Annotated in this window: 23 protein-coding genes; 10 read left to right on the forward strand and 13 right to left on the reverse strand. The window is 32.0% G+C overall.

Going from position 1 to position 22,715, the window contains the following annotated elements:
• The first annotated feature begins 37 nt into the window (after nt 1-37).
• The 5 genes from Q4Q47_RS21465 (at nt 38) to Q4Q47_RS21485 (ending at nt 4,435) form a co-directional block, all read left to right on the forward strand.
• Nucleotides 38-1,267, forward strand: coding sequence for an Nramp family divalent metal transporter (locus Q4Q47_RS21465; RefSeq protein ID WP_303308780.1), 1,230 nt, complete (start codon nt 38-40; stop codon nt 1,265-1,267).
• Nucleotides 1,267-2,007, forward strand: a complete 741-nt coding sequence (pxpA, locus tag Q4Q47_RS21470) for a 5-oxoprolinase subunit PxpA (protein WP_303308781.1) — start codon at nt 1,267-1,269, stop codon at nt 2,005-2,007. The genes Q4Q47_RS21465 and pxpA overlap by 1 nt, the downstream gene beginning before the upstream one ends.
• Entirely contained in the window at nt 2,004-2,735 is a 732-nt protein-coding gene (gene pxpB, locus Q4Q47_RS21475) for a 5-oxoprolinase subunit PxpB (protein ID WP_303308782.1), read from the forward strand. Before pxpA ends, pxpB begins: the two co-directional genes overlap by 4 nt.
• Complete coding sequence (locus tag Q4Q47_RS21480) at nt 2,728-3,573, forward strand: 5-oxoprolinase subunit C family protein (protein ID WP_303308783.1); 846 nt, start codon at nt 2,728-2,730, stop codon at nt 3,571-3,573. Before pxpB ends, Q4Q47_RS21480 begins: the two co-directional genes overlap by 8 nt.
• Before the next feature lie 124 nt (nt 3,574-3,697).
• Nucleotides 3,698-4,435, forward strand: coding sequence for a DUF6503 family protein (locus Q4Q47_RS21485; RefSeq protein WP_303308784.1), 738 nt, complete (start codon nt 3,698-3,700; stop codon nt 4,433-4,435).
• A gap of 14 nt (nt 4,436-4,449) precedes the next feature.
• On the opposite strand, the gene Q4Q47_RS21490 is transcribed toward Q4Q47_RS21485, so the two are convergent.
• The 7 genes from Q4Q47_RS21490 to clpB form a co-directional block, all read right to left on the reverse strand.
• On the reverse strand, nt 4,450-4,989 hold the full coding sequence (locus Q4Q47_RS21490) for a GNAT family N-acetyltransferase (protein WP_303308785.1): 540 nt from the start codon (nt 4,987-4,989) through the stop codon (nt 4,450-4,452).
• A 4-nt stretch (nt 4,990-4,993) separates the two neighbouring features.
• A complete protein-coding gene (gene deoD / locus Q4Q47_RS21495) occupies nt 4,994-5,692 on the reverse strand; it encodes a purine-nucleoside phosphorylase (protein WP_303308786.1) in 699 nt (232 codons plus the stop codon).
• A gap of 1 nt (nt 5,693) precedes the next feature.
• Nucleotides 5,694-6,359, reverse strand: coding sequence for a deoxyribose-phosphate aldolase (gene deoC / locus Q4Q47_RS21500; protein WP_303308787.1), 666 nt, complete (start codon nt 6,357-6,359; stop codon nt 5,694-5,696).
• Between the two features lie 203 nt (nt 6,360-6,562).
• Nucleotides 6,563-7,207 carry a deoxyribose-phosphate aldolase gene (deoC, locus tag Q4Q47_RS21505; RefSeq protein WP_303308788.1) on the reverse strand — a complete coding sequence of 215 codons (645 nt, stop codon included), beginning with the start codon at nt 7,205-7,207 and terminating at the stop codon, nt 6,563-6,565.
• A 404-nt stretch (nt 7,208-7,611) separates the two neighbouring features.
• Nucleotides 7,612-8,106, reverse strand: coding sequence for an acyl-CoA thioesterase (locus Q4Q47_RS21510; protein ID WP_303308789.1), 495 nt, complete (start codon nt 8,104-8,106; stop codon nt 7,612-7,614).
• A gap of 49 nt (nt 8,107-8,155) precedes the next feature.
• Nucleotides 8,156-8,752 carry a TetR/AcrR family transcriptional regulator gene (locus tag Q4Q47_RS21515; protein ID WP_303308790.1) on the reverse strand — a complete coding sequence of 199 codons (597 nt, stop codon included), beginning with the start codon at nt 8,750-8,752 and terminating at the stop codon, nt 8,156-8,158.
• Nucleotides 8,753-8,902: 150 nt separating this feature from the next.
• Nucleotides 8,903-11,503 carry an ATP-dependent chaperone ClpB gene (gene clpB / locus Q4Q47_RS21520; protein ID WP_303308791.1) on the reverse strand — a complete coding sequence of 867 codons (2,601 nt, stop codon included), beginning with the start codon at nt 11,501-11,503 and terminating at the stop codon, nt 8,903-8,905.
• 275 nt (nt 11,504-11,778) lie between these two features.
• Between clpB and ytxJ the strand changes: the two genes are divergently transcribed.
• On the forward strand, nt 11,779-12,168 hold the full coding sequence (gene ytxJ, locus Q4Q47_RS21525; protein WP_303308792.1) for a bacillithiol system redox-active protein YtxJ: 390 nt from the start codon (nt 11,779-11,781) through the stop codon (nt 12,166-12,168).
• A 27-nt stretch (nt 12,169-12,195) separates the two neighbouring features.
• On the opposite strand, the gene Q4Q47_RS21530 is transcribed toward ytxJ, so the two are convergent.
• Entirely contained in the window at nt 12,196-12,588 is a 393-nt protein-coding gene (locus tag Q4Q47_RS21530; RefSeq protein ID WP_303308793.1) for a hypothetical protein, read from the reverse strand.
• A gap of 109 nt (nt 12,589-12,697) precedes the next feature.
• Here Q4Q47_RS21530 and Q4Q47_RS21535 point away from each other — a divergent pair, with 109 nt between their 5' ends.
• The 4 genes from Q4Q47_RS21535 to Q4Q47_RS21550 all read left to right on the forward strand — a co-directional run bounded on the left by Q4Q47_RS21535 (nt 12,698) and on the right by Q4Q47_RS21550 (nt 14,634).
• Nucleotides 12,698-12,877, forward strand: coding sequence for a hypothetical protein (locus Q4Q47_RS21535; protein WP_303308794.1), 180 nt, complete (start codon nt 12,698-12,700; stop codon nt 12,875-12,877).
• A 203-nt stretch (nt 12,878-13,080) separates the two neighbouring features.
• A complete protein-coding gene (locus tag Q4Q47_RS21540) occupies nt 13,081-13,281 on the forward strand; it encodes a hypothetical protein (RefSeq protein WP_303308795.1) in 201 nt (66 codons plus the stop codon).
• Between the two features lie 10 nt (nt 13,282-13,291).
• Nucleotides 13,292-13,963, forward strand: coding sequence for a helix-turn-helix transcriptional regulator (locus Q4Q47_RS21545; protein WP_303308796.1), 672 nt, complete (start codon nt 13,292-13,294; stop codon nt 13,961-13,963).
• The gene (locus tag Q4Q47_RS21550) at nt 13,960-14,634 is read left to right on the forward strand and encodes a helix-turn-helix transcriptional regulator (protein ID WP_303308797.1); all 675 of its coding nucleotides are present in this window, start codon (nt 13,960-13,962) and stop codon (nt 14,632-14,634) included. Before Q4Q47_RS21545 ends, Q4Q47_RS21550 begins: the two co-directional genes overlap by 4 nt.
• 526 nt (nt 14,635-15,160) lie before the next feature.
• Here the strand turns inward: Q4Q47_RS21550 and Q4Q47_RS21555 are convergent.
• The 5 genes from Q4Q47_RS21555 to Q4Q47_RS21575 all read right to left on the reverse strand — a co-directional run bounded on the left by Q4Q47_RS21555 (nt 15,161) and on the right by Q4Q47_RS21575 (nt 22,707).
• Nucleotides 15,161-17,659 carry a T9SS sorting signal type C domain-containing protein gene (locus tag Q4Q47_RS21555; RefSeq protein WP_303308798.1) on the reverse strand — a complete coding sequence of 833 codons (2,499 nt, stop codon included), beginning with the start codon at nt 17,657-17,659 and terminating at the stop codon, nt 15,161-15,163.
• A 950-nt stretch (nt 17,660-18,609) separates the two neighbouring features.
• Nucleotides 18,610-19,242, reverse strand: coding sequence for a CDP-alcohol phosphatidyltransferase family protein (locus tag Q4Q47_RS21560; protein WP_303308799.1), 633 nt, complete (start codon nt 19,240-19,242; stop codon nt 18,610-18,612).
• Between the two features lies 1 nt (nt 19,243).
• Nucleotides 19,244-20,350 carry a pyridoxal phosphate-dependent aminotransferase gene (locus tag Q4Q47_RS21565; protein WP_303308800.1) on the reverse strand — a complete coding sequence of 369 codons (1,107 nt, stop codon included), beginning with the start codon at nt 20,348-20,350 and terminating at the stop codon, nt 19,244-19,246.
• Nucleotides 20,351-20,371: 21 nt separating this feature from the next.
• Nucleotides 20,372-21,169, reverse strand: a complete 798-nt coding sequence (locus Q4Q47_RS21570; RefSeq protein WP_303308801.1) for a phosphocholine cytidylyltransferase family protein — start codon at nt 21,167-21,169, stop codon at nt 20,372-20,374.
• 356 nt (nt 21,170-21,525) lie between these two features.
• Nucleotides 21,526-22,707: a hypothetical protein gene (locus tag Q4Q47_RS21575; RefSeq protein ID WP_303308802.1), complete on the reverse strand. Its 1,182-nt coding sequence runs from the start codon at nt 22,705-22,707 to the stop codon at nt 21,526-21,528.
• Nucleotides 22,708-22,715 lie beyond the last annotated feature (8 nt).

A 22,715-nucleotide genomic window follows, 5' to 3' on the forward strand; every position in this document is an offset into this window, starting at 1 on the left:
TGGGCACAATAGATAAGATTTGTTATTTTTGAGTCCTTTGAAAAACATTTTTAAAAATATAGGTCCAGGTCCGTTAGTAGCTGCCGCATTTATTGGGCCGGGAACTGTAACGGTCTGTACACTAGCAGGTGTCGGTTTTGGCTATTCATTACTATGGGCCATGCTATTGTCCATAATAGCTACTGTAGTGCTTCAAGAAATGTCTGCGCGTTTGGGGATTATCTCTCAGAAAGGTTTATCAGAAATTATACGAACAGAAATCAAGAACCCTATTTTAAAAGGGCTGACCATTGTATTAATTCTATCTGCTATTGTGATTGGTAATGCGGCTTACGAAGCGGGTAATATTAGCGGTGGCGTTTTAGGTTTACAAACAATTTTTGGAAATCCGAATATAGAAATTGGTGGATTTTCTATGAATACTTTAAGTATCGTTATTGGGGTAATAGCCTTTGTTTTGCTGTATATAGGAAATTATAAGCTGCTGGAAAAGGTGTTGGTTGGGTTGGTGATATTAATGAGTTTGGCATTTTTAATCACAGCGATTATAACGAAACCTGATATATCACAAATTTTCAAAGGCCTTTTCATTCCAAAGTTTTCAGGCGATAGTATATTAACCGTTATTGGATTAATTGGAACAACAGTAGTGCCATATAATTTGTTTTTACATGCATCCTTAGTTAAAGAAAAGTGGCATAAAACGAGTGATTTAAAATATGCGCGAAAAGATACTGTTATTGCCATTGTGTTAGGAGGCTTGGTGTCTATGTGTATTATTATTTCGGCAGCAGCCATTCAGTCTCAGGATATAAATAGTGCATCAGATTTAGCAAAAGGATTAGAACCTCTATTTGGAAGTTTTGCCAAATACTTTTTGGCTATGGGGCTATTTGCTGCGGGTATTACCAGTGCGATCACTGCACCTTTAGCTGCAGCCTATGTAGCGAGCGGTTGTTTAGGTTGGAATTCTAATTTAAAATCTAAAAAGTTTAGAGGTGTATGGATGTTCATTTTATTGCTAGGCGTTTTGTTTTCGTCTTTAGCTATAAAGCCTATCGATATTATTAAATTTGCTCAAGTGGCTAATGGTATTCTATTACCTATCATTGCGGGCTTTTTAATTTGGATTATGAATAAACCATCCATTTTAGGGATATATAAAAATAATATAAAACAGAATATCTTCGGGTTTATAATTCTAGGAATTAGTATCTTGCTATCTGTAGCAACACTTAACAAAGTTTTTCAGTTAAATATTTTTTAGTGATACCAAATGCCATTGATATTAATGTAGATGTAGGCGAGGGGATTGGTAATGAGTCACAACTCATGCCGTATATTTCCTCTTGCAATATTGCATGTGGTGGACATGCAGGTGATATAGATACGATGCGCAACGTCATTAAGTTAGCTAAAGAGCATCGCGTTAAAATTGGTGCACATCCGTCATTTCCGGATAAAGTGAATTTTGGTCGCATGAACATGGAAATGTCTTGTGCTGCTTTATTTAAAAGTATTAAAGGACAGGTTGATGATTTAATACATGTTCTTCGTGAAGAACATAGAAATTTACATCATATAAAACCGCATGGCGCTTTGTATAATTTGGCTGCGGTTGATGAAAAGGTAGCCGATGTTATTATAGAAGTCATGAAAGCGATGGTGTTGCCAGTCAAGCTTTATGTACCCTTTGGGTCGGTTATTGAAAAGAAAGCCATATCTCAAAATATTCCAATTATTAATGAAGCCTTTGCAGATAGGAATTACAATGATGATTTAACACTTGTTTCAAGAAAGGAAGCATCTGCATCTATACACAATGAAGATGATTTGTTTGCCCATATTTTTAATATGATTTCAAAACAAAAGGTAAAAACAATTACAGGTAGCTATATTGAAATAAAAGCTCAAACATTTTGTATTCATGGAGATAATCCAAATGCTGTAAATTTGATAAAGAATTTAGGAATTCGTTTAAAAAGTCATGGTATTCAAATAAGGTGACTTATAAACTCACATATATACCCTTTAGTGAACGGTCTGTTTTAATTCAATGGCCTGCGATTATTGATGAAAATATCCTTTCTGATGTTGTATTGTTTAAAGAGAAAATCAAAAATAACAATATTAAAGGTATAGTTGAACTAAAGTCCGCATATAATTCATTATTAATTGTCTATGATGATTTTTTTGTTTCTTTTGAAAATACTATAAGTGAGCTTCAAAAGTTATATAGTGAAAAAAAACAAAATACCAAATTTACATCTAAGCAATGGGAAATACCCGTGTGTTATGATGATATTTTTGCTATAGATCTGGACGAGATGGCTCTTGAGAAAGACCTATCTAAAGAATTCATTATAGAGCTCCATTCCAAAACAATTTATACGGTTTATTTTATCGGTTTCTTACCAGGGTTTATGTATCTGGGTGGATTAAATAAAAAACTTCATACGCCTCGAAAATCAACACCCAGACTTAAGATGGCTAAAGGAGCTGTGGCCATAGGAGGTGAACAAACAGGGATTTACCCTAGTGATAGTCCAGGTGGGTGGAACGTTATAGGTAATTCACCTATAGAACTTTTTAACCCCAAAAGTAACATACCTTGTTTTGCAAATGCCGGGGACAAAATTATTTTTAAACGGGTATCGCTTAAAGAGTATAATGATATTAAAACACTGGTGGACGCCGGTGTTTATCAATTAGAAAGTGAGGTGATTGATGATTAAGGTTTTAAAAACAGGTTTATATTCTACCATTCAAGATTCAGGCCGTCATGGGTATCAGGACTACGGCGTGCCGTATTCAGGAGTGATGGATGCCTATTCGGGATCTATGGCTAATGTGCTGTTGGGAAATAATGAGGATGCTGCAGTTATAGAAATGACAATGACTGGACCAACTCTTGAATTTAACTGTGATACCAGTATTTGCATTTCTGGAGCAGATATATCACCTGAATTAAATGAAATCCCTATAAAATTAAATAAACCTGTTCAGGTAAAAAGTGGTGATATCGTATCTTTTGGTAAACTTATTTCTGGGTTTAGGTCTTATTTGGCTGTTTTAGGTGGTTTTAAGACCGAAAACGTTATGAATAGCTATAGTATGTATCAAGGTGTGACAAAACAATCCAGGTTATCTAAAAACAATGAATTGTTAGTGAATGCACCATTGAAAGACTTTACTATGAAGCATGCCGTGATTAAAGTAAGAGACAGACATTTTACAACTAAGCATATTGAAGTTTTTAAAGGACCAGAATTTCAAAAGCTTTCAAAAGTGCAACAAGATTCACTATTTGCAACAAGTTTTACTATTTCTAAAAAAAATAATAGAATGGCTTATCAATTAGAAGAATCTTTAGGGAATGATTTAGAACCCATTATTACATCCTCAGTATTACCAGGAACTGTACAATTGACACCCTCAGGAAAACTCATTATTTTAATGAGAGATTGTCAAACTACCGGAGGGTATCCAAGAGTTTTGCAATTAAAAGAAACTGCTATTAATATTTTAGCGCAAAAGTTCACGGGAGGTACAATTCATTTCAATCTTAAATAGTAAAGAATATGATTTCGATTTAAAAAATTGAGTTATATCATAGAAATGACATTAAACATTAAGATAATTTTATACTTACAGTAGTAAGTATTCGTTAGCTTTACGACTTACAACAAAAAAGTATATGAAATTCTTTAAACAGATAGTATTATTTTCTTTTGTTGTGGCTACCCTCTTAAGCTGCGAAAACAATGATGCACAATTTATTATAGATAGAGCTATTGAGGTTTCAGGAGGCGCATTATTAGATTCATCAAGCATCCATTTTAATTTTAGAGATAAACATTATCTGGCTAAGCGTAATAAAGGCGATTTTTTATACGGGCGTTTGTCTACAAATACCACCGATTCAATTTTAGATATTTTAACAAATAAGGGTTTTGAGCGTTTTGTAAATGACGATTTTGTTGATACACCAGATAGTATGGCTGTAAAGTATAGCAGTTCTGTAAACTCAGTCCATTACTTTTCAGTATTACCATATGGTTTAAATAACCCTGCGGTAAATAAAGAATATTTGGGGAGAATCGATATTAAGAACAAAGAATATCATAAAATAAAAATCACCTTTAATAAAGATGGCGGTGGTGAAGATTTTGAAGATGAGTTTATCTATTGGGTAGATACTAAAACTTTTAAAGTAGATTATTTGGGGTATTCTTATGCCGAAGATGATGGTGTAGGCTTACGTTTTCGAGAGGCTTATAACGAACGTTATATAAAGGGGATAAGGTTTGTAGATTATATTAATTTTAAACCTCTTAGTAAAAATGCAAATTTGTTGTCTTTGGATAGTTTATATGGAATTAACAGTTTAAAAGAGCTATCAAGAATTAATCTTGAGCAGGTAAAAGTTGAATAATGAATATGGCTTTTCTACAATGCTTTACTCATAAGCAACATCCCTCTTAGATGTTTATGAATGCGATCAAATTCTAATGTCATATTTTTAATTGTTTTATAACCTTGCTTATTGTAGAATTTCAGAGCTTGATCTTGAGTATCCATAGCCTCTAACCAAATAAGTTTGTTGTCGTTTTGTTTTGCTATTTTTTCAGACCAATTAAATAACTGTTGTGCAATACCTTTTCCTTGCACTTCTTTACTTAAATATATGCGGTGTAAATATGTCGTTAATTGATTAGGGAACTCTTTTAATGGTTGGTTGATAACCAGCCTTAAGATCCCCACGGTTTTTGAATTATTAATTACAAAATAGTAAAATGCATCCCTATTATTTAATTCTTTTTTTAAGTTGATTAAACCGTAACACTTATTTAAATACCAACGACAGTCTTCATTTTTCCATAAATGTTTGTATGGAGGCGGGTAGATACGGGCCATGAGTTCAACTAATTCTGAATGGTTTTCAAATTTAATATTTTGAAGAAGAAGTGTCTTAGAAATTACTATCATAAAATTATGCTAGTTCTAATGCAATTTCTATCATTTCTTTAAAAGTAGTTTCTCGTTCTTTATTAGAAGTGCGTTCTCCGGTCACTAAAGAATCAGAAATTGTTAAAATGGTTAAAGCTTTTACACTATGTTTCGCAGCTATAGTATATAAACCGGCAGTTTCCATTTCTACACATAGTATTCCAAATTTCGACCATTTTTTATAAGATTCGAAATCGTCTTCATAAAACTCATCTGAAGTGAAAACGTTTCCAGCCTTTAAAGGTATACCCTTAGATTTAGCTGCTTCTACTGCTTTTTGAAATAACTCAAAATTAGCAGTAGGGGCATAGTCGGCACCGCCAAATCGTAATTCATTCACACCAGAATTTGAAGAAGCAGCCATAGCCAATACAATATCCCTAATTTTTACATGTTTTTGGTAGGATCCGGCACTACCTACACGTATTAAGTTTTTAACGTCATACTCGGTAATAAGCTCGTGTGCATAAATAGAAATAGAAGGCACTCCCATACCTGTTCCCATTACAGAAACTCGTTTCCCGTTATAAATCCCAGTATATCCATACATGCCTCTTATTTTATTGAAGCACACGGGGTTTTCAAAAAAGGTTTCCGCAATCCATTTAGCTCTTAAAGGGTCACCAGGAAGTAAAATAGTTTCAGCAATGTCTCCCTTTTTCGCTTCTATATGTACGCTCATTTTAGTAGTTTGAATTTGAAGAAGCACCTTTTAGAATGGCAATCCCAGATGAAGTACCTAAACGATCAACACCTAAATTAATATATTCCATAGCTGTTTTATAATCTCTTATGCCTCCAGAGGCTTTTATTTTAGTACCATTTGAACAAACACTTTTCATAAGTTTCACGTCATGTAATGTAGCTCCACCTGGCCCAAAACCTGTTGATGTTTTTATAAAATCTGCACCGCTTTGTATAGCTAATTCACTGGCTTTGATTATTTCTAATTCTTCAAGATAGCATGTCTCTAAAATAACTTTTAAGATATTATTTGGCATACACTTTTTTACAGCTTCAATATCTTTCCATACACCATCAAAGTTTTTACTTTTTAATAAACCAAGATTAATGACCATGTCAATTTCATCTGCTCCATTATTTAAAGCTAAGGTTGCTTCTGCTACTTTGGCTTTAGTGCTCATTGATCCTAAAGGAAAACCAACAACGCTACAAATTTTAACGTCACTGTCTTGTAATTTTTCTTTGGCTAAAGCCACATGGCAGCTATTTATACAAACAGAGAAAAACTTGTGTATTTTTGCCTCTTCACAAAGCATAGCAATATCATTTGTTGTGGCAGTTGCTTTTAGAAGTGTATGATCTATATATTGATTGATTGGTCTCATATGGCTAGTTAAAGTTAATACTATTATTCAAATAAACTTTGAATAAGTTAAGATGTCATTTAATTTATATACGAACAATGACTTTAATCAGTTTTTAAGACTTGTAAAAATTTAACTTTTTTCCGCTTGTCTAAAAAGAAAAAGGCTTTGAAAACGTGCATTTTCAAAGCCTTTTTTTGTCGTTTTTATACTGAAATTTGTTTTTACACGGATTGTTTTATTTTAAATTCTGATGAAGTAGCAACTCTACTAACGCCTATGTCAACATATTTTGTAGCAGTTTCAACGTCATTAATACCACCAGATGCGCAAATTTTAATAAAATCTTTAACTGTTTTTTTTATAATTTTAACAACAGTTAATGTTGCTCCACTTTTTGAAAACCCGCTAGATGTTTTAATGTAATCTACATTGGCGTCTAGAGAAATTTCACAGGCTTTTATGATTTCATTTTTGTTTAACTCAGAAACTTCTAAAATAACTTTTAAAGGTTTATCTCCCATGGCAAGTTTAACATCGGTGATATCTTTTAAAACAGACACATAATTTTTACTTTTAAGAAATCCAAGATTAATAACCATATCAATTTCATCTGCTCCATCACTAATAGCTTGCTTTGCTTCGTAAACTTTTGAAGCTGTTGCCATAGACCCAAGAGGAAAACCAATAACTGAACAAATTTTAACATCTGTTTTTTCTAATAGTTGTTTTGCTAATGCTACGTATGAACTATTAACGCAAACAGCATAGAAGCTATTTCTTTTTGCCTCATGACATAGATCTATAATATTACGTTCTGTAGAAGTAGGGTCTAAAAGTGTATAATCAATATACTTGGATATATCCATCGTTATAAGTAGGTTTTAAGAGTTTATTAAGGGGATAAACCAGAATTATTACTATTTGTGTATAGTTTTGGTGCTATACACAAAAACAAATTTACATATTTATAATGATATAAAATTTACATAAAAACATATTTTTATTAACAATAATCATACCATAGCTAACTAATTTATCTTCATATTACTGTATTAAAATTGATTTGTAGGAATTTTCAAAAATACATCTGATGATTATTTATACAAATTTATAAATATCACATGTTGTATTGGTTTATACAGGTTTTTGTCAGATTAATATATTGGTTATATCAAATGAGAAATAGTATAGTTTATAAATAAATTTTATAAAAACGATGTTTTTAGTTTAAACGAGTTCATTAAGTGTAACAAAGTAAATATTGGTTGAATTAAGTTTTTACGATTGCATTCGATTTTAATTGATTTAAACGTTCTTCAAATGTAAATACGTTGACAGGATTCTTAACATTTTCAAAAAGTTGCATTAAATCTTCTGTGTGTATTTCTCGTTTTTGTGTCAATAAATTAAAATGAACAAAACCGCACCAGATGATGGCCTTTAAATGGCTTTTGTCTTCGTTATACATGCGCATTTCTACATGTAATTGACTGTTTGTGAAACGTATTAATTGAGACTCTAAAACGACAGTTTCCATTAAAAATGCGGGTTTTAAGTAAGCAATTTGGTTGCTGCTAGAAACCCATCCCTTACCTTCTTTTTTTGCCATTTTAAAAATATCTATATCATAATTATCTATCAAAGCATCTTCACGATGATTCATAAAATAATTGATATAACTTCCATTGTTTAAATGATTAAATGGGTCGCAGTCTTGAAATCTGATTTTTGTTTTGCTTCGTAAAACGTCTAATAATTGATTCATATGTATGTTATTTAATATACCAAATGGTATATTTTTGGTTAAAAAAATATTATATTTTTAGTTCTTTGCCTATGATATCATCTATCAAATCCATAGTATCTTGGATATAAAAATCATCATCCATGGTGTAGGTCATAAATATGGCACCTTGTATCATGGTATCTAATCGTTTAGCAAAATACATAGCATTTACTTCTGACGAGATTTCTCCCGCTTCAATACCATCCTCAATTATGGTTGCTACTTGGTCTTGAATACGTTCAATAACTTGTCTTACTTTTTGAAGTAAAAGAGTATTTTGATTATTTGCATCTACACCAATATTTAAAACTGGACAACCACCAAGTTGCTTGCTGTAGTCATAGTAGTTTCTATAAAAATCGGTTATGAGAAATAACTTTTCGATAGGAGAATCGCTAATAGACAAATGATCTGCAATTCTTTTCATCATAGCTTTAACAGTGAATTTAAAAGAGGCTATTGCTAAATCTTCTTTGTTTTTAAAATTACCATATATAGCACCTTTAGTTAGACCTGTAGCATTAGTTATATCACTTAAACTGGTTGCTGCGTAACCATTTTTGTTGAAAATGGGAGCAATAGTTTCTAAAATATATTGCGAAGTAAGCTCTGCTTTTGTAGTCATGATGATACAAATATATAAAAAATATACTAAATGGTATATTTATATATATGCTATTTAAAATAAGGTGATTGCTTAAAGAACAATCACCTTAAATTTCAAATAAAAGGATTAACTTATTGATTTTTGTTGTAATTTATAAGTATTTGATTTTTAGCGTTTTGTTTCTAATACTTGATTTCTAAAAACTAATTTATCATCAAAGGCGTCTAATAAAATAATACTATCTGTAGTCACTTTTCCTGCTAGTATTTCTTTACTTAAAGCATTTAAAACCTCTTTTTGAATAACACGTTTTACTGGTCTTGCACCGTATTCCGGATTATACCCTTTTTCTGCTAAATAAGCTATGGCTTCTTGTGTGGCATCAAAAGTAATACCTTGTTGCCCTATCATTTTTGTAAGTGCTTTTAATTGTAACCCAACAATAGCCGTAATATGTTCTTTGCTTAAAGGCGTAAACATGATGATATCATCAATTCTATTTAAAAACTCAGGACGTACACTTTGTTTTAATACCCCTAAGACATCTATTTTTGCCGATTCAATGGCAGAATCCATGTCTTTAGTAGCTTCAAAACGATCTTGTATTAAATGACTTCCAATGTTGGAGGTCATTATAATAATCGTGTTTTTAAAGTCTGCTACACGTCCTTTATTATCGGTTAAATGTCCTTCATCTAATACTTGTAATAAAATATTAAAAGTGTCGGGATGCGCTTTTTCGATTTCATCTAAAAGCACCACAGAATATGGTTTGCGCCTTACAGCTTCGGTTAATTGGCCACCTTCATCATACCCAATGTAGCCTGGAGGTGCTCCAACCAATCTGCTTACCGCATGCCGTTCTTGGTATTCGCTCATATCAATACGAGTCATGGCATTTTCATCATCAAAAAGGTATTCTGCTAAAGCTTTAGCTAATTCTGTTTTTCCAACACCGGTTGTTCCTAAAAAAAGGAATGTACCAATCGGTTTTTTTGAATTTTGTAAACCTGCTCGACTTCTTCTAACGGCATCACTAACGGCAACAATGGCTTCTTCTTGACCAACCACACGTTTATGTAACTCATTTTCAAGTCTAAGCAATTTTTCACGCTCACTCTGAACCATTTTTGTCACTGGAATTCCTGTCCATTTTGCAACGACTTCTGCAATATCATCATAAGTTACTTCTTCTTTAATCAAAGAGTTTTCAGGTTGTGCTTGTAATTGTTTTTGAAACGTTTCAAGTTGTTCTTGAGCATCTTTGATTTTTCCATAGCGTAATTCTGCTACTTTTCCATAATCACCATCCCGTTCTGCACGTTCTGCTTCTAATTTATAATTTTCAATATCTTGCTTTGTATTTTGGATATTATCAACAACCTCTTTTTCACTTTTCCATTTTGCATTAATGTCGTTCCTAGTTTCTTTTATATTGGCTAAATCCAATCTGAGTGATTTTAATTTAGATTCGTCCTTTTCTCGTTTAATAGCTTCAATTTCAATTTCTAATTGCATAATCTTTCTATCTAAAACATCCAGTTCTTCTGGTTTAGAGTTGATTTCCATGCGTAATTTAGAAGCAGCCTCATCCATTAAGTCAATAGCTTTGTCCGGTAGAAAACGATTGGTAATATAGCGTTCTGATAATTCAACAGCCCCAATAATGGCTTCATCTTTTATACGAACTTTATGATGTGTTTCATATTTCTCTTTAATACCTCGTAATATGGAGATGGCACTTTCTGTATCTGGCTCATCGACCATTACTTTTTGAAAGCGACGCTCTAAAGCTTTGTCTTTTTCAAAATATTTTTGATACTCGTCTAAGGTCGTTGCTCCAATGGCACGAAGTTCGCCTCGGGCTAAAGCCGGTTTTAAAATATTTGCTGCGTCCATAGCGCCTTGCCCGCCACCAGCGCCGACAAGGGTATGGATTTCATCTATAAATAAAACAATATCGCCTTCACTTGTGGTAACTTCTTTAATGACGGCTTTTAAACGTTCTTCAAACTCCCCTTTATATTTAGCCCCTGCAATTAAGGCACCCATATCTAAAGCAAAAATTTGTTTGTCTTTAAGGTTTTCAGGAATATCCCCGTCAATAATTCTATGTGCTAAACCTTCGGCGATAGCTGTTTTACCAGTTCCTGGTTCACCAACAAGTATGGGGTTGTTTTTGGTTCTACGTGATAAAATCTGAAGGATACGTCGTATTTCTTCATCACGACCAATAACTGGGTCTAATTTCCCGTCTTTTGCTAATTGATTTAAGTTTTTTGCGTATTTGTTTAATGAATTATAAGTATCCTCCTGACTTTGTGAGGTCACATTTTCACCTTTGCGTAATTCCTCAATAGCGCTTTTCAAGCCTTTTTCATTTATTCCTTGGTCTTTTAGCATTTGCGCTATTTTGCTGTTCGATTTAAAAACAGCCAAAATGAGATGTTCTATGGAAACGAAGTCATCTTTCATCTTTTTAGCAATGATTGATGCTTCATTAAGGCTTTTTCCCGCTTCACGTGATAGCATGAGTTCGCTACCAGAAACTTTTGAAAAACTTTCCAATTGTTTGTCTAAAGCTTGTTGAAGTATGGCGATATTTACATTCAATTTTTTTAAAATGAATGGTAAAACGTTTTCATCAACTTCAAAAATGCCTTTAAAAATATGTTCATTTTCAATTTGTTGATGTGAGAAGCCTTGAGCAATTTGCTGTGCTTGTTGAATGGCTTCTTGGGATTTTATTGTATAATTATTTAAATTCATCAATATATTTTTTTTGTCATTCCCTCGACCTGTGCTGAACTTGTTTCAGTAAGGAGGAAATCTTAATTAATCTTTTTATTGTTTTACTTTTACAACTTCATTTAGTCAATAATCTTACCAATACATTTTAAGAGACAAAATGTCGGTTCAAGCCTTGTTTTTAGTGACTTTTTGTCGGTTTGTAAGGTTGGAGAAATGATTCGACTTATTTATTCAATTAACAATTATAATAAGATTCCTGTTTTCACGGGAATGAAAAAGATAAAATATTTGCAATGGGATTATTAAATAAAATATTTGGAGGGACTAATGAAACTAAAGAAGAGAAGGTGATACCTTGGATTCCTTTAAATCAGATACCTCAATTGGATTTTATAGAAAAAAAGTCTGCTAACAAAACACAGGTTATTTTTAAACATTCTACGCGCTGTGGTATTAGTAGTATGGTTATAAGGCAATTTGTTAGTAGTTACGATTTAACCGAAAAAGATTTAGATTTATATTATTTGGATTTGCTAAACTATCGAGACCTTTCTAATGAAGTAGGATATAAATTTCAAGTGATGCACGAATCACCTCAGTTAATAGTCATTAAAAATGGGGTAGTGGTTGCACATGCGTCTCATAGTGCTATTAATGAGATTGATTTAAGTAGATTTGTATAAATAAATATACAATAAAACTCCAAGAGGCTATTCTTTTAGATACCATGTGGGGTCTAAATATTTCATAGCATGTTCTCCAAACGACAATTGCCTTTCTTCAGAAAGTTGATAAGTTGACTTTTCGCCAAATATAGCAGAAAAGATTACGGTATGTTCTTCTCCTTTTTCGTCTGTTTTGAAAATTCGAACTTTATTCTGGTCTTCTTTAAACTGAAGGGATTTAGAACAGCAGGGGCAATAAAATTCACTTTTTTCCCCTTCTTCGAATTTTAGATCAGGATTAAGGTAGACAGTATAATTACCGAGTTCTTCACTCATCAAAATAACACCGTTTTTACCATGCTTCTTTTTGAAAGAAAGTACAATGTATCCATTAACGTTTAAATGTGCTGAACAATATGTACATTTATAATGATTCATAGTGTAACAAATTTAGTGAAAATCTATAAAAATAACTGTATGAAATTCAAAATAAGCATGTTAAATGATTAGTGTAGAGCTACTTTAATTGTTTTAATGCTTAACAATTATGATGAAATTCTCTTCTTCCTGCACGTTCGATAGGCAACGAAGGAATGAAAAAAATAGAACATTTGCTATAGGATTATTAAATAAAATATTTGGAAGAAATAGTGAAACGAAAGACGGGAAGGTGATGCCTTGGATTCCTTTAAATCAGATACCCCAATTAGGTTTTATAGAAAAATAATCTGCTACTAAAGCACAAGTTATTTTTAAACATTCTATGCGCCGTGGTATTAGTAATATAGTTATAAGGTAGTTTGTTTCGAAAACATGTTCGTTTAATTGAAAACTATTGAATAATTTTTTGTTAGATTTTCCATCTTAGTATATATCAAATTACAAAATAAATGTAACTTTGAGTGCTTTTGTCGTTAATGCCCCAAACAAATGGACATAAAACTAATTTTAATATTTCTATACATTATTGGTCAAATATCTTGGATTCAAAATTGTGATTTTGAAATTCGAGATTTGACGAATATACCAAATGGAGAATCTGTACGTATTGATAAATCAAAATACAATCCGATTAGCTTTACAATGGGAAAAAAATATTCAATGAATGTAGCTTATATTCAGCAAACATAAAAAGCCTATTTTGAATAATTTTAGTATTACAGAAATTAGCAGGCAAATTTTATCTAAAGACAAGTCTATTGAAGAAATCAGTGACTTACTTCCATGTTTTTTGCATATCAACTCTTTGGATGATTTTAGGGTTTTAGAAGCTGATAATCAAATCTTAAGTTATTTTGATTTAAATATTGCCGAAATAAATACCTTAGGATTTCCTCTTTTAGAAAAATATGTTAATTCGAGTGACTTGTTAAATGCCATTGATCTCAATATCAAATATTTAAAAAACAAGGACACCCAATCTCACGTTTCTTTTGTGCAACGCATTAATTTCCATACATCAAAACAAGAAAAAATGTTCTATACAAGAGGAAAGGTTTTGGATGATAAACGTATTTTAAATTTAAGTGTTCCTATACAAGATCTTCAAGTGTTTAATTATGATGCTTTAAAACTGTTTGATAATGCTTCTTTTATAAAATCGAATTTAAGCAAATTCAATGCTTTAACTCCAAGAGAAATATTGGTGTGTAAACATTTGTCTCAAGAAAGTACATTGAAAGAAGTTGCATTACGTTTAAACATATCAGAACATACTGTTAAAAACCATCAAATAAACATTTATAAAAAATTAGAAGTAAAAAACTTTTATGCTTTTTACTTTTTTTGTTCCAAATTTAAAATCCATTTATGAATACAGATAATGTCATAGAGTCTTCTATAACCGTTTTAAAAAATCAAATAGCAAAAAACAATGAAGAACCAGAAAATTTTCTCGGATTTTATCATGAAAACCATATAGAAACGATTGAGCTATTATATTTAGAAGATAGGGGATGTAAAATATATGGAAAAACGATAGAGGAAATTAGAAAAGCTGGATCAAAATTTCTTGAAGAGATCATGTATCCTGATGATATTCCGCGCTGTGTTAATTTGTTGCTTGATTTTGCTACTAAAAAGAATGAAACAGAAATATTAACATATAACCAACGCTTAAAAATGTTGGATGAAACAGAATACATTACTTATTTTACTTGCGCCAAAATTGATATTGAAAAAGGCGTATTTCAATGTGTAACAACTCCTATGACCAATATAGATGAGTTTTATTCTGAAGTAAATACGATTTTGGAATCATCAGAGTACTTAGAAACGCATTTAGAGTTGTATACTTCATTCTCAAAACGAGAACGCGAAGTGATAAAATGGGTATGTAAAGGGTTAAATGTTTATGACATAGCAAACAAATTGTTTCTATCTCACCATACCATTGTAAAACATAAAAAAAACATTTACAAAAAAAGTGGTTTTGAGAATAAAATAAAGTTAATTGAGTTTGCTTTAAATTTTAATATTATTTAGAATGAGAGTATCTAATAAAATGTATGAATAATAAAAAAGAGGCTGTCTAAAAAGTGTCATTCTGAATATTACCGAGAAACAAAATATATTTTGTTTAGAAGGTAGCAGCGAAGCTGTGAAGAATCTCTTTAAAATATAATGTGTTGATCTATAGAACTATAAGATTCTTCGCTACGCTCTGAATGACAAAACATATTACTTTTTAGACAGCCTCTTTTTTGCTTAATTTTTATGACACAGTTTGATACAGATCACTAAAAAATGGAAGGCGAGAATCTCCATAACTGGAGGGTTGATACTTAATTAGTTCTTAACTATATATTTGAAAAACGGGTTCAACTATATAAGTTAAACCCGCTGAAATTTTATTATAAAATTTTTTTGATGCTATCCTAAAAATTGTGAATGATTCAACTATAGCTGAATCATAATAATTTACATAATCTGCATTTGTGTTTTAAGAGACCTGACAGGTTTTTAAAACCTGTCAGGTCTGCTCTCTCTATGATATTTTATCTTAATTTAACTATATAATCTTTTTTGTTACTCTATTTTTATGAGTATCAATAACTTCTATTATTAAAAGTTTATTTTCTGTATTAAAACCTGGTATTTCTAATATAGAATTGTTAACATTTCTATTATTATAAATACGCTTTCCTGTAATATCAAATATCGTTACAGATTCAATTTCACTCTTTGCGTTTTCAATATATAGTATGTTATTGTTTTTTGATACTTGTATACTATGAGGTGTTATAGTATTGTCTTCTGTACTTAATGAGCCGCTTGACGTATTAATTCTTGCAAGTCTATTTCTTCCAGTGGTATTATAGCTGGTAAAATCTCCACCAATAATAACCTTTCCATCGCTTTGAACAGTTGTTGAATAAAGGGTGCCATTAACTCCTGTACCTATATTAAAACTCGTATCTAAACTGCCATTACTATTTAAGCGTGCTAGTCTATTTCTTCCAATACCATTGTAGTTGGTAAAAACGCCACCGATAATAATCTTCCCATCGCTTTGAATAGCTGTTGTTCGAACTCTACTATTGGCTCCAGTGCCAATATTAAAACTCGTATCTAAACTACCATCGCTGTTTAATCGAGCTACTCTAGTAACTCCTGTGCCATTATACGCTCCGAAATCTCCACCGATAATAATCTTTCCATTGCTTTGTATACTTATTGTTAAAATGTTACCAGCTGACCCTGTACCAATATTAAAACTCGTATCTAAACTACCATTGGTGTTCAATCGTGCTATTTTATTAATTCCTGTGCCATTAAATGCTGTAAAATCTCCACCGATTATAATCTTTCCGTCGCTTTGAATAGCTGTTGTTAAAACACCTGCATTATTTGCTCCAGTACCAATATTAAAACTCGTATCTAAACTACCATTGGTGTTCAATCGTGCTACTCTATTAACTAAAGAGCCATTAAAAGCTGTAAAATAGCCGCTTATAATAATCTTTCCATCACTTTGAACAGCTGCTGTTAAAACTAAACTATTAGCTCCTATGCCAATATTAAAACTCGTATCTAAGCTACCATCGCTGTTTAATCGGGCTACTTTATTAACCCCCGTGCCATTATATGCTGTAAAATCTCCACCTATAATAATCTTTCCATCACTTTGAACAGCGGTTGCATAAATGGTACCATTAGCTCCAGTACCTATATTAAAACTCGTATCTAAACTACCATCACTGTTTAATCGAGCTATTCTATTAACTGTGGTGCCATTATATATTGAAAAAGAGCCACCGATAATGATCTTTCCATCGCTTTGAACTGTTGTTGAATGAACTATGCTATTTGATCCTGTGACCTTATTAAAGCTCATGTCTATACTACCATTGCTATTTAATCGGGCTATTTTATTGAATCTTGCGCCATTATATGCTGTAAAACGTCCACCGATAATAACCTTTCCATCACTTTGAATAGCGGTTGTATTAACGACATCATTTATTTGTGTACCAATATTAAAACTCATATCCAAACTACCATTGCTATTTAATCGCGCTACTTTACTAACTCCTGTGTTATTATATGATGTGAAACCTCCACCGATAATAATCTTTCCATCGCTTTGAATAGCCGTTGTTAAAACTATCGCATTAACTCCTATGCCCATATTAAAACTCGTATCTAAACTACCATCACTGTTTAAACGGGCCATTCTACTAGTAACCGCGCCATTATATGCTGTTAAAAAGCCGCCGATAATAATTTTTCCATCGCTTTGAACAGACGTTGTTAAAACTAAACTATTAGCTCCAGTGCCTATATTAAAACTCGTATCTAAACTACCATCACTGTTTAATCTGGCTACTCTATTAACTCCTGTGCCATTATATGATGTAAAACCTCCACCGATAATAAGTTTTCCATCACTTTGAAGGCTGATTGTATCAATTCTACCATTTGCACTTGCCCCTGTATTAAAACTCGTATCTAAACTACCATCGTTGTTTAATCGAGCTATTCTATTAACTATTGTGCCATTGTATGTTGTGAAATCTCCACCAATAATAACTTTCCCATCACTTTGAGAGCTTATTGTTTTAACGATACCATTTGTTCCTGTACCTATATTAAAACTTGTATCTAAACTACCATCGCTGTTTAATCGAGCTATTCTGTTAACTCCTGTGCCATTATAAGATGTAAAATCTCCACCGATAAAAATCTTTCCGTCACTTTGAATAGCTGTTGATAGTACTTTATTACTTGCTCCTGTACCTGTATTAAAACTTGTATCTAAATTGCCATTGCTATTTAAGCGGGTAAGGTAATAAGCTGATGCGCCATTATATAATCTGAATTCTCCAGTGATAATGATCTTTCCATCATTTTGAACAGCCGTAGCTAAAACGGTATCACTTGCACCATCTCCATGACCAAAACCAGTATCTGTAGGATTAAAAGTGGTATCTATAGACCCGTCATTTTGAGCGCCCAAACTGGCAAATGAGATTATTAAATAAATGATTAAAATGTAATAATGTTTCATAGGTTAAAAATTTAAATGTTAAGATTTGTAACGTTTTTTTGAAATTTGATGCAAAGAATAACAAAAAAGTAGTCTGAAAAAATAGGGCAAAATGGGTATTTTTATATTTATATAGGATAAGTATTACATATATAACTCCTTATGATTGTAACAACAATGACCCTTTTCTTTTCTTTTCTTTAGTTTTTTATTAATGATCAGGCCTTTAGATTTGAGAGCGTAATCTTATTAAAGAATAAGTACTTGTTTCCTAGTGCATTGATTGATGAGAAGAAATTATTTATTAGAGAGGATGAAATTTTTCAACCTTCTTTCAATAACGACGAAAAGTGGGCAATTATATTAATTTCCTTAAGTAAAGGAAAAGGGAAGTACTAAAAAAAATGTTTTATAGCAATAAATGACTCTATAGCCCTTCGTCACTCGAATTCAAATAAGTCTTTTTTTATGAAGGTTTAAAATTTGGTGCTTTAAGCCATGTAACTAATCTGATATGAGTACGATAAGCTTAGCCTTAAAAAACTTGTGTAAAACAAGGCTGCTTAATAAGTAAATATATTTTGTTTCGAAGGTAATATTCAGAATGACATTTTTTAGACCTTTAGCTAATTAGTATAAGCCTATTATATTTAAAAGATAAAAGAATAGTTGAACTATTTTTCAGACTAAGAAAAGTTTTAAGATCTAAAAGGCTGGGCTGGATTAGATCTATTTCTTTTCCAGCCTCTTTAACTAACCTCTAACCTTATAGGAGCTAATAATATCTTTTAGCTTGAGTTTTAAACCCTCTCCGGTATCATAAACCATTTGTTCATTACTAGGGAAGGGGACTCTTCTATTATTCAATATTTTTCGATCTTTAGATTCTAAAGCTCTTTTATCACCTCTCATTCAAGCAGAGCAGAACAAGAACTTTTTGGGGTTTTTGAGAAGAGATAAATAATTGTTAATCAACGCCATAATTGATATCCAAAAAAACTTGTCATAACTAACACATATACTATTAATACATACACCCACTTTCCTGTAAATTTGGGTATTGGTATGGAGGATAAATTAAGAGCCGATAGAATAATTATAATGATATAAAGAAGTATCGAAAAAGTAGCATGTTGGAAGAGGTTTTCGAATAAAAAGATAAAAGCAAGGATGATTGCGTTGTTGTCAACAGAAAGTCCCATATAAGTTTTACCATCAATAAGACCATAAATATTAAAATAGCTTAGCCGAATGGCATTGGCAGCAATAATTAAAAAAGCGCCTGGTATAAACCATATATTATAATTTCCATAACTTAAAAGTAATATTGCTGGTAAAAGACCAAAACTTACAATGTCTATCATAGAGTCGAGCTGAACTCCAAAGACACCTTGTTCTTTTGTTCTTCCTTTCATTTTACGTGCTATAATTCCATCATACCAATCGAATAATACGGCCCATAACATGCCAATAATTGATGCTGGAAAATTTCCTTTTATGGCAAAATAGATGGCTAATACAGTACAGAACAACCCTAATAAAGAGCAAATATTCGGTAAATCCTTGGCAAAAGTAAGCATGCCTAATTGTTTTTTTTCGTTCATCTTATTTGTCCTTTACATACATGACATCTTTCAACGCTTCAATAAGTTTAGCGTTTTCCTCATTAGTGCGACTAGCAATCCGAATATATCTGTTGGCCTCGGGTTGGGTTTTTCCAGCACTGTCTTTTATATAAATATTGTGCTCAATGAAAAGTCGTTTTGTTACTTCAGGGCCACTTAAAGCTGTATCGGGTAAACGGCAATAGATATAGTTTGCATCGGGTTTAAAAACTTGCATTCCAGAAATAGCACATAGTTTTTTGTAAAAAAGGTCTCTATCAGATTTAACTATTTTACAACTATCTTCAAATTCTTGTTTGTATTTAGGAAGTATCCGAAGAAATTCTTCAGCAAACCCGTTAATATTCCAAATATGAACTCCATTACGAACAGACTGAGCAAAATCTATATTAGCCGTTAACAGATATCCAATTCTAAGCCCACATATTCCATAGGCCTTACTCATACTTTTAAGAATAGCGATATTTGGATATTTCTCAATATCCTGCTCCAGACTTATTTGCTCTTTGTTGTCTGCAAAATCAAGAAATGATTCATCGATAATAAGCATGCAATTGTGATGCTTAAGCTTTTCAGCCAGTCGAATTAAATCACCCTTTGGAACTAATATCGATGTCGGATTATTAGGTGTAACCACCACTGCCATATCTGCACCAACTTTTATAGCTTCGTCTGCAAATTTGTCTACATCGAGTTGGAAAGAAGGGAATTCAAGTGGAAACTCCACAGCTTGTCCATTCGGTACCGCATTAGCATACTCATTAAAAGATGGTACGGGAATAATTATTTTTTTTGCTAAACTTCCTGACAGTATTTTTATAATTTCTGCACCCCCATTTCCTACAACAATTCTTTCGGTAGGTTGATCTATAATTTCACCAATAAGTTCGGCAAGTGCATCTTGTGCCATTGGATAATTCAGAACGAGGTTGTGAATATTATCTTTTAGATGTGTAAATACGGCTTTTGGTGGAAAATATAGGTTATACAAGTATGCATGGTCAGTAAAATTGTGCCGATAATAACCTCCATGTTGTTTAGATATATATTCGTATTTTTCTTTTTGTGTTTTGTATCTGCTTTCCATAGTATTTTTATCCTAACATTATTATGCAAATGCATTTTCAAATTTTGCAAACTTTCTAACTTCACTGGGGAAAAGTAATTCAGCTTTAGCTAAATCTTTCATGTTATCAATTTCATACCATGGTTTATTGTCAAACGAAACCGATTCAAATCTCAGACTTTTATTATCCACCATTTCAGAAAAAACGGTTTCATAATAACAGTTAACACTGCCCGCACTAATATATTTATTCAAGTTTTTGACAATTGCCAGCCAAGATGAAAGTGAAAAGCTGTATATATTAACAGTTTTATATCGGATATCGGAATAAGATTCTGTAGTTCCTTTTTGAAATTGAGTAACATTATTGGTATGATCAATAGAAACTGTTGTTCCATTTAGCCAAGGTTGCATAAGAGCTACAGCCATCCTATCGGGATAAACCATATTATCAAGTAAAGTAGAGTTCAATACCAAATCACTTTCAAAAAGCACAAAAGGCTCATTTATTATATTACGAGCCATCCAAAGCGAATAAATGTTGTTTGTTGTTTTATATAATGGACTGTGAACGTATTCAATACAAATGTCTCCTGATTTTTCACCAAGAAAATTCATGATACATTCTTGTTCATGACCTGTTACAATAACAAGTCGTTTAAATCCTTGGGTTTTTAAATTATTGATAAGTCTTTCAAGAATCGATTTATCGTTTACAAGAGTAAGGCATTTGGGAGCGTTTTGTGTTAAAGGAAAAAGGCGGCTTCCAGTACCAGCCGCAAGAAGTAATGCTGTGGTTATGCGATTTTGACCACAATCATTGTCTGAATCACTATTCATATAAAATGTTTAGATACCATCAAAAAAAACTAAGAGCCCATATAGGCATCTAGTGTACTAATTATTAGTACTCTGATGTATGGACTAGTTTCCTAATAATTCAACTATAAGTACGAAGTCTGCTAATGAGATTAATTACCAACAAAAATGATAGTGAATGATTGATACTAAAAGATTAGTAATCCTTTTGCAAAGGTACTCATAATAAATATGATTAACTAATGTTCCTGTTTTTGTACATAAATAAGGAATGAAAGGTAGAAGTACGAAAACCTAACAATGTAATATCAAGTCGATAAGCATAACCTCCAAAAATTCCATAAAAAAACTCCCAACTTAAATTGGGAGTTTTTTAATCAGCCCCTAACTTTATAAGAGCTAATAATATCTTTAAGTTTTAGTTTTAGATCTTCGCCAGTATCATAAACCATTTGCTCGTTACTGGGGAAGGGGACTCTTCTGTTTCCCAGTATTTTTCGATCTTTAGATTCTAAAGCTCTTTTATCACCTCTCATTCTAGCAAAAAGGTTTCTAAAAACAAACTCACTATCAATGGTGAAAGTGTCTAACAGCTGCTTTGTTTTTATATCTAGATACACGACATCTGCAATGACTTGTGTGGATTTTATTTGAGTAAACTCGTTAAATCGTGCTTTTACTCTAACTATTTTGTCAACCTTTATATCGTTACCTAAACTATCTTTTACAACATTACCATTGCTGTCTAATTCATATTCCCAACCATCTGCAACGTCTTTTTCTCTAATATACTCACGTTCTTTAATACGTTCTGGTGAAATATTAATTTGTTTTAATTGTAATTGCATGGCATAGTCATACTTAACATCTTTATTCGGTTGCGCATGATATACCGTCCAGAATTGATTTAATCCATAGGTATCAAAATTTAGCAAATCGTCTTCTAAACGTTGCGGAATAATTTGATTAGTACGATTTTCAATCGTTACACTTACATAGGCAGTACCTCGTTCGTGAGCCTCTTTCATTAAATCTCTGGTCTGCTCATAATTTGGGTTTATAGCTTCTATATAACTTAAAACATTGTAAGCTTCTCTAATTTGTGATTTGTCGTCTAATTCTAATAAATCTAAACCTTTTTCATAGAAATAATCTGAAACATTTTCACGAGATTGTACAATGTCATTGCTATAATCATTGAATTTAAAAGGAATATTTTTGCCATTTACAACTAGAGGTAAAACAGGCTTTATAGCTTCCTGACGCGCATCTAAATCCAAATAAGCTTCATAAATTTCTCTATATAACTCAGGGTTCTTATCTTTTTTTAAGTGCGATATGTCATTTAAATCACGTTCAGCCGCCTTGTAATAAGCGTCTTGCAACATTAAAACATAATCGTATTTACGTTTTTTGTTTTTATTAGTCTTAAGCTTATTTAACGCTGTTGTAATAGCCTGATCATAGTTACCAGAGTTAACAGCAGCCTCAACTTGCTTTTTTCCGCCACAAGCGACAAGCATAGAAAGGCCTATTATAAAAAGTAGTAGTTTTTTCATGGGATGAA

It is taken from the genome of Flavivirga spongiicola (genome assembly GCF_030540825.1).
In the GTDB taxonomy this organism is placed as follows: domain Bacteria; phylum Bacteroidota; class Bacteroidia; order Flavobacteriales; family Flavobacteriaceae; genus Flavivirga; species Flavivirga spongiicola.

What these genes read in the sequence shown, in the direction of transcription:
- Q4Q47_RS21490 (WP_303308785.1), bottom strand. Translation starts at nt 4,989, where the DNA reads ATGATAGTAATTTCTAAGACACTTCTTCTTCAAAATATTAAATTTGAA.
- Q4Q47_RS21575 (WP_303308802.1), bottom strand. Translation starts at nt 22,707, where the DNA reads ATGAAAAAACTACTACTTTTTATAATAGGCCTTTCTATGCTTGTCGCT.
- deoD (WP_303308786.1), bottom strand. Translation starts at nt 5,692, where the DNA reads ATGAGCGTACATATAGAAGCGAAAAAGGGAGACATTGCTGAAACTATT.
- deoC (WP_303308787.1), bottom strand. Translation starts at nt 6,359, where the DNA reads ATGAGACCAATCAATCAATATATAGATCATACACTTCTAAAAGCAACT.
- Q4Q47_RS21540 (WP_303308795.1), top strand. Translation starts at nt 13,081, where the DNA reads ATGGACATAAAACTAATTTTAATATTTCTATACATTATTGGTCAAATA.
- Q4Q47_RS21565 (WP_303308800.1), bottom strand. Translation starts at nt 20,350, where the DNA reads ATGGAAAGCAGATACAAAACACAAAAAGAAAAATACGAATATATATCT.
- Q4Q47_RS21570 (WP_303308801.1), bottom strand. Translation starts at nt 21,169, where the DNA reads ATGAATAGTGATTCAGACAATGATTGTGGTCAAAATCGCATAACCACA.
- Q4Q47_RS21480 (WP_303308783.1), top strand. Translation starts at nt 2,728, where the DNA reads ATGATTAAGGTTTTAAAAACAGGTTTATATTCTACCATTCAAGATTCA.
- Q4Q47_RS21530 (WP_303308793.1), bottom strand. Translation starts at nt 12,588, where the DNA reads ATGAATCATTATAAATGTACATATTGTTCAGCACATTTAAACGTTAAT.
- Q4Q47_RS21485 (WP_303308784.1), top strand. Translation starts at nt 3,698, where the DNA reads ATGAAATTCTTTAAACAGATAGTATTATTTTCTTTTGTTGTGGCTACC.
- ytxJ (WP_303308792.1), top strand. Translation starts at nt 11,779, where the DNA reads ATGGGATTATTAAATAAAATATTTGGAGGGACTAATGAAACTAAAGAA.
- Q4Q47_RS21550 (WP_303308797.1), top strand. Translation starts at nt 13,960, where the DNA reads ATGAATACAGATAATGTCATAGAGTCTTCTATAACCGTTTTAAAAAAT.
- Q4Q47_RS21515 (WP_303308790.1), bottom strand. Translation starts at nt 8,752, where the DNA reads ATGACTACAAAAGCAGAGCTTACTTCGCAATATATTTTAGAAACTATT.
- Q4Q47_RS21535 (WP_303308794.1), top strand. Translation starts at nt 12,698, where the DNA reads ATGATGAAATTCTCTTCTTCCTGCACGTTCGATAGGCAACGAAGGAAT.
- Q4Q47_RS21555 (WP_303308798.1), bottom strand. Translation starts at nt 17,659, where the DNA reads ATGAAACATTATTACATTTTAATCATTTATTTAATAATCTCATTTGCC.
- Q4Q47_RS21510 (WP_303308789.1), bottom strand. Translation starts at nt 8,106, where the DNA reads ATGAATCAATTATTAGACGTTTTACGAAGCAAAACAAAAATCAGATTT.
- clpB (WP_303308791.1), bottom strand. Translation starts at nt 11,503, where the DNA reads ATGAATTTAAATAATTATACAATAAAATCCCAAGAAGCCATTCAACAA.
- Q4Q47_RS21560 (WP_303308799.1), bottom strand. Translation starts at nt 19,242, where the DNA reads ATGAACGAAAAAAAACAATTAGGCATGCTTACTTTTGCCAAGGATTTA.
- deoC (WP_303308788.1), bottom strand. Translation starts at nt 7,207, where the DNA reads ATGGATATATCCAAGTATATTGATTATACACTTTTAGACCCTACTTCT.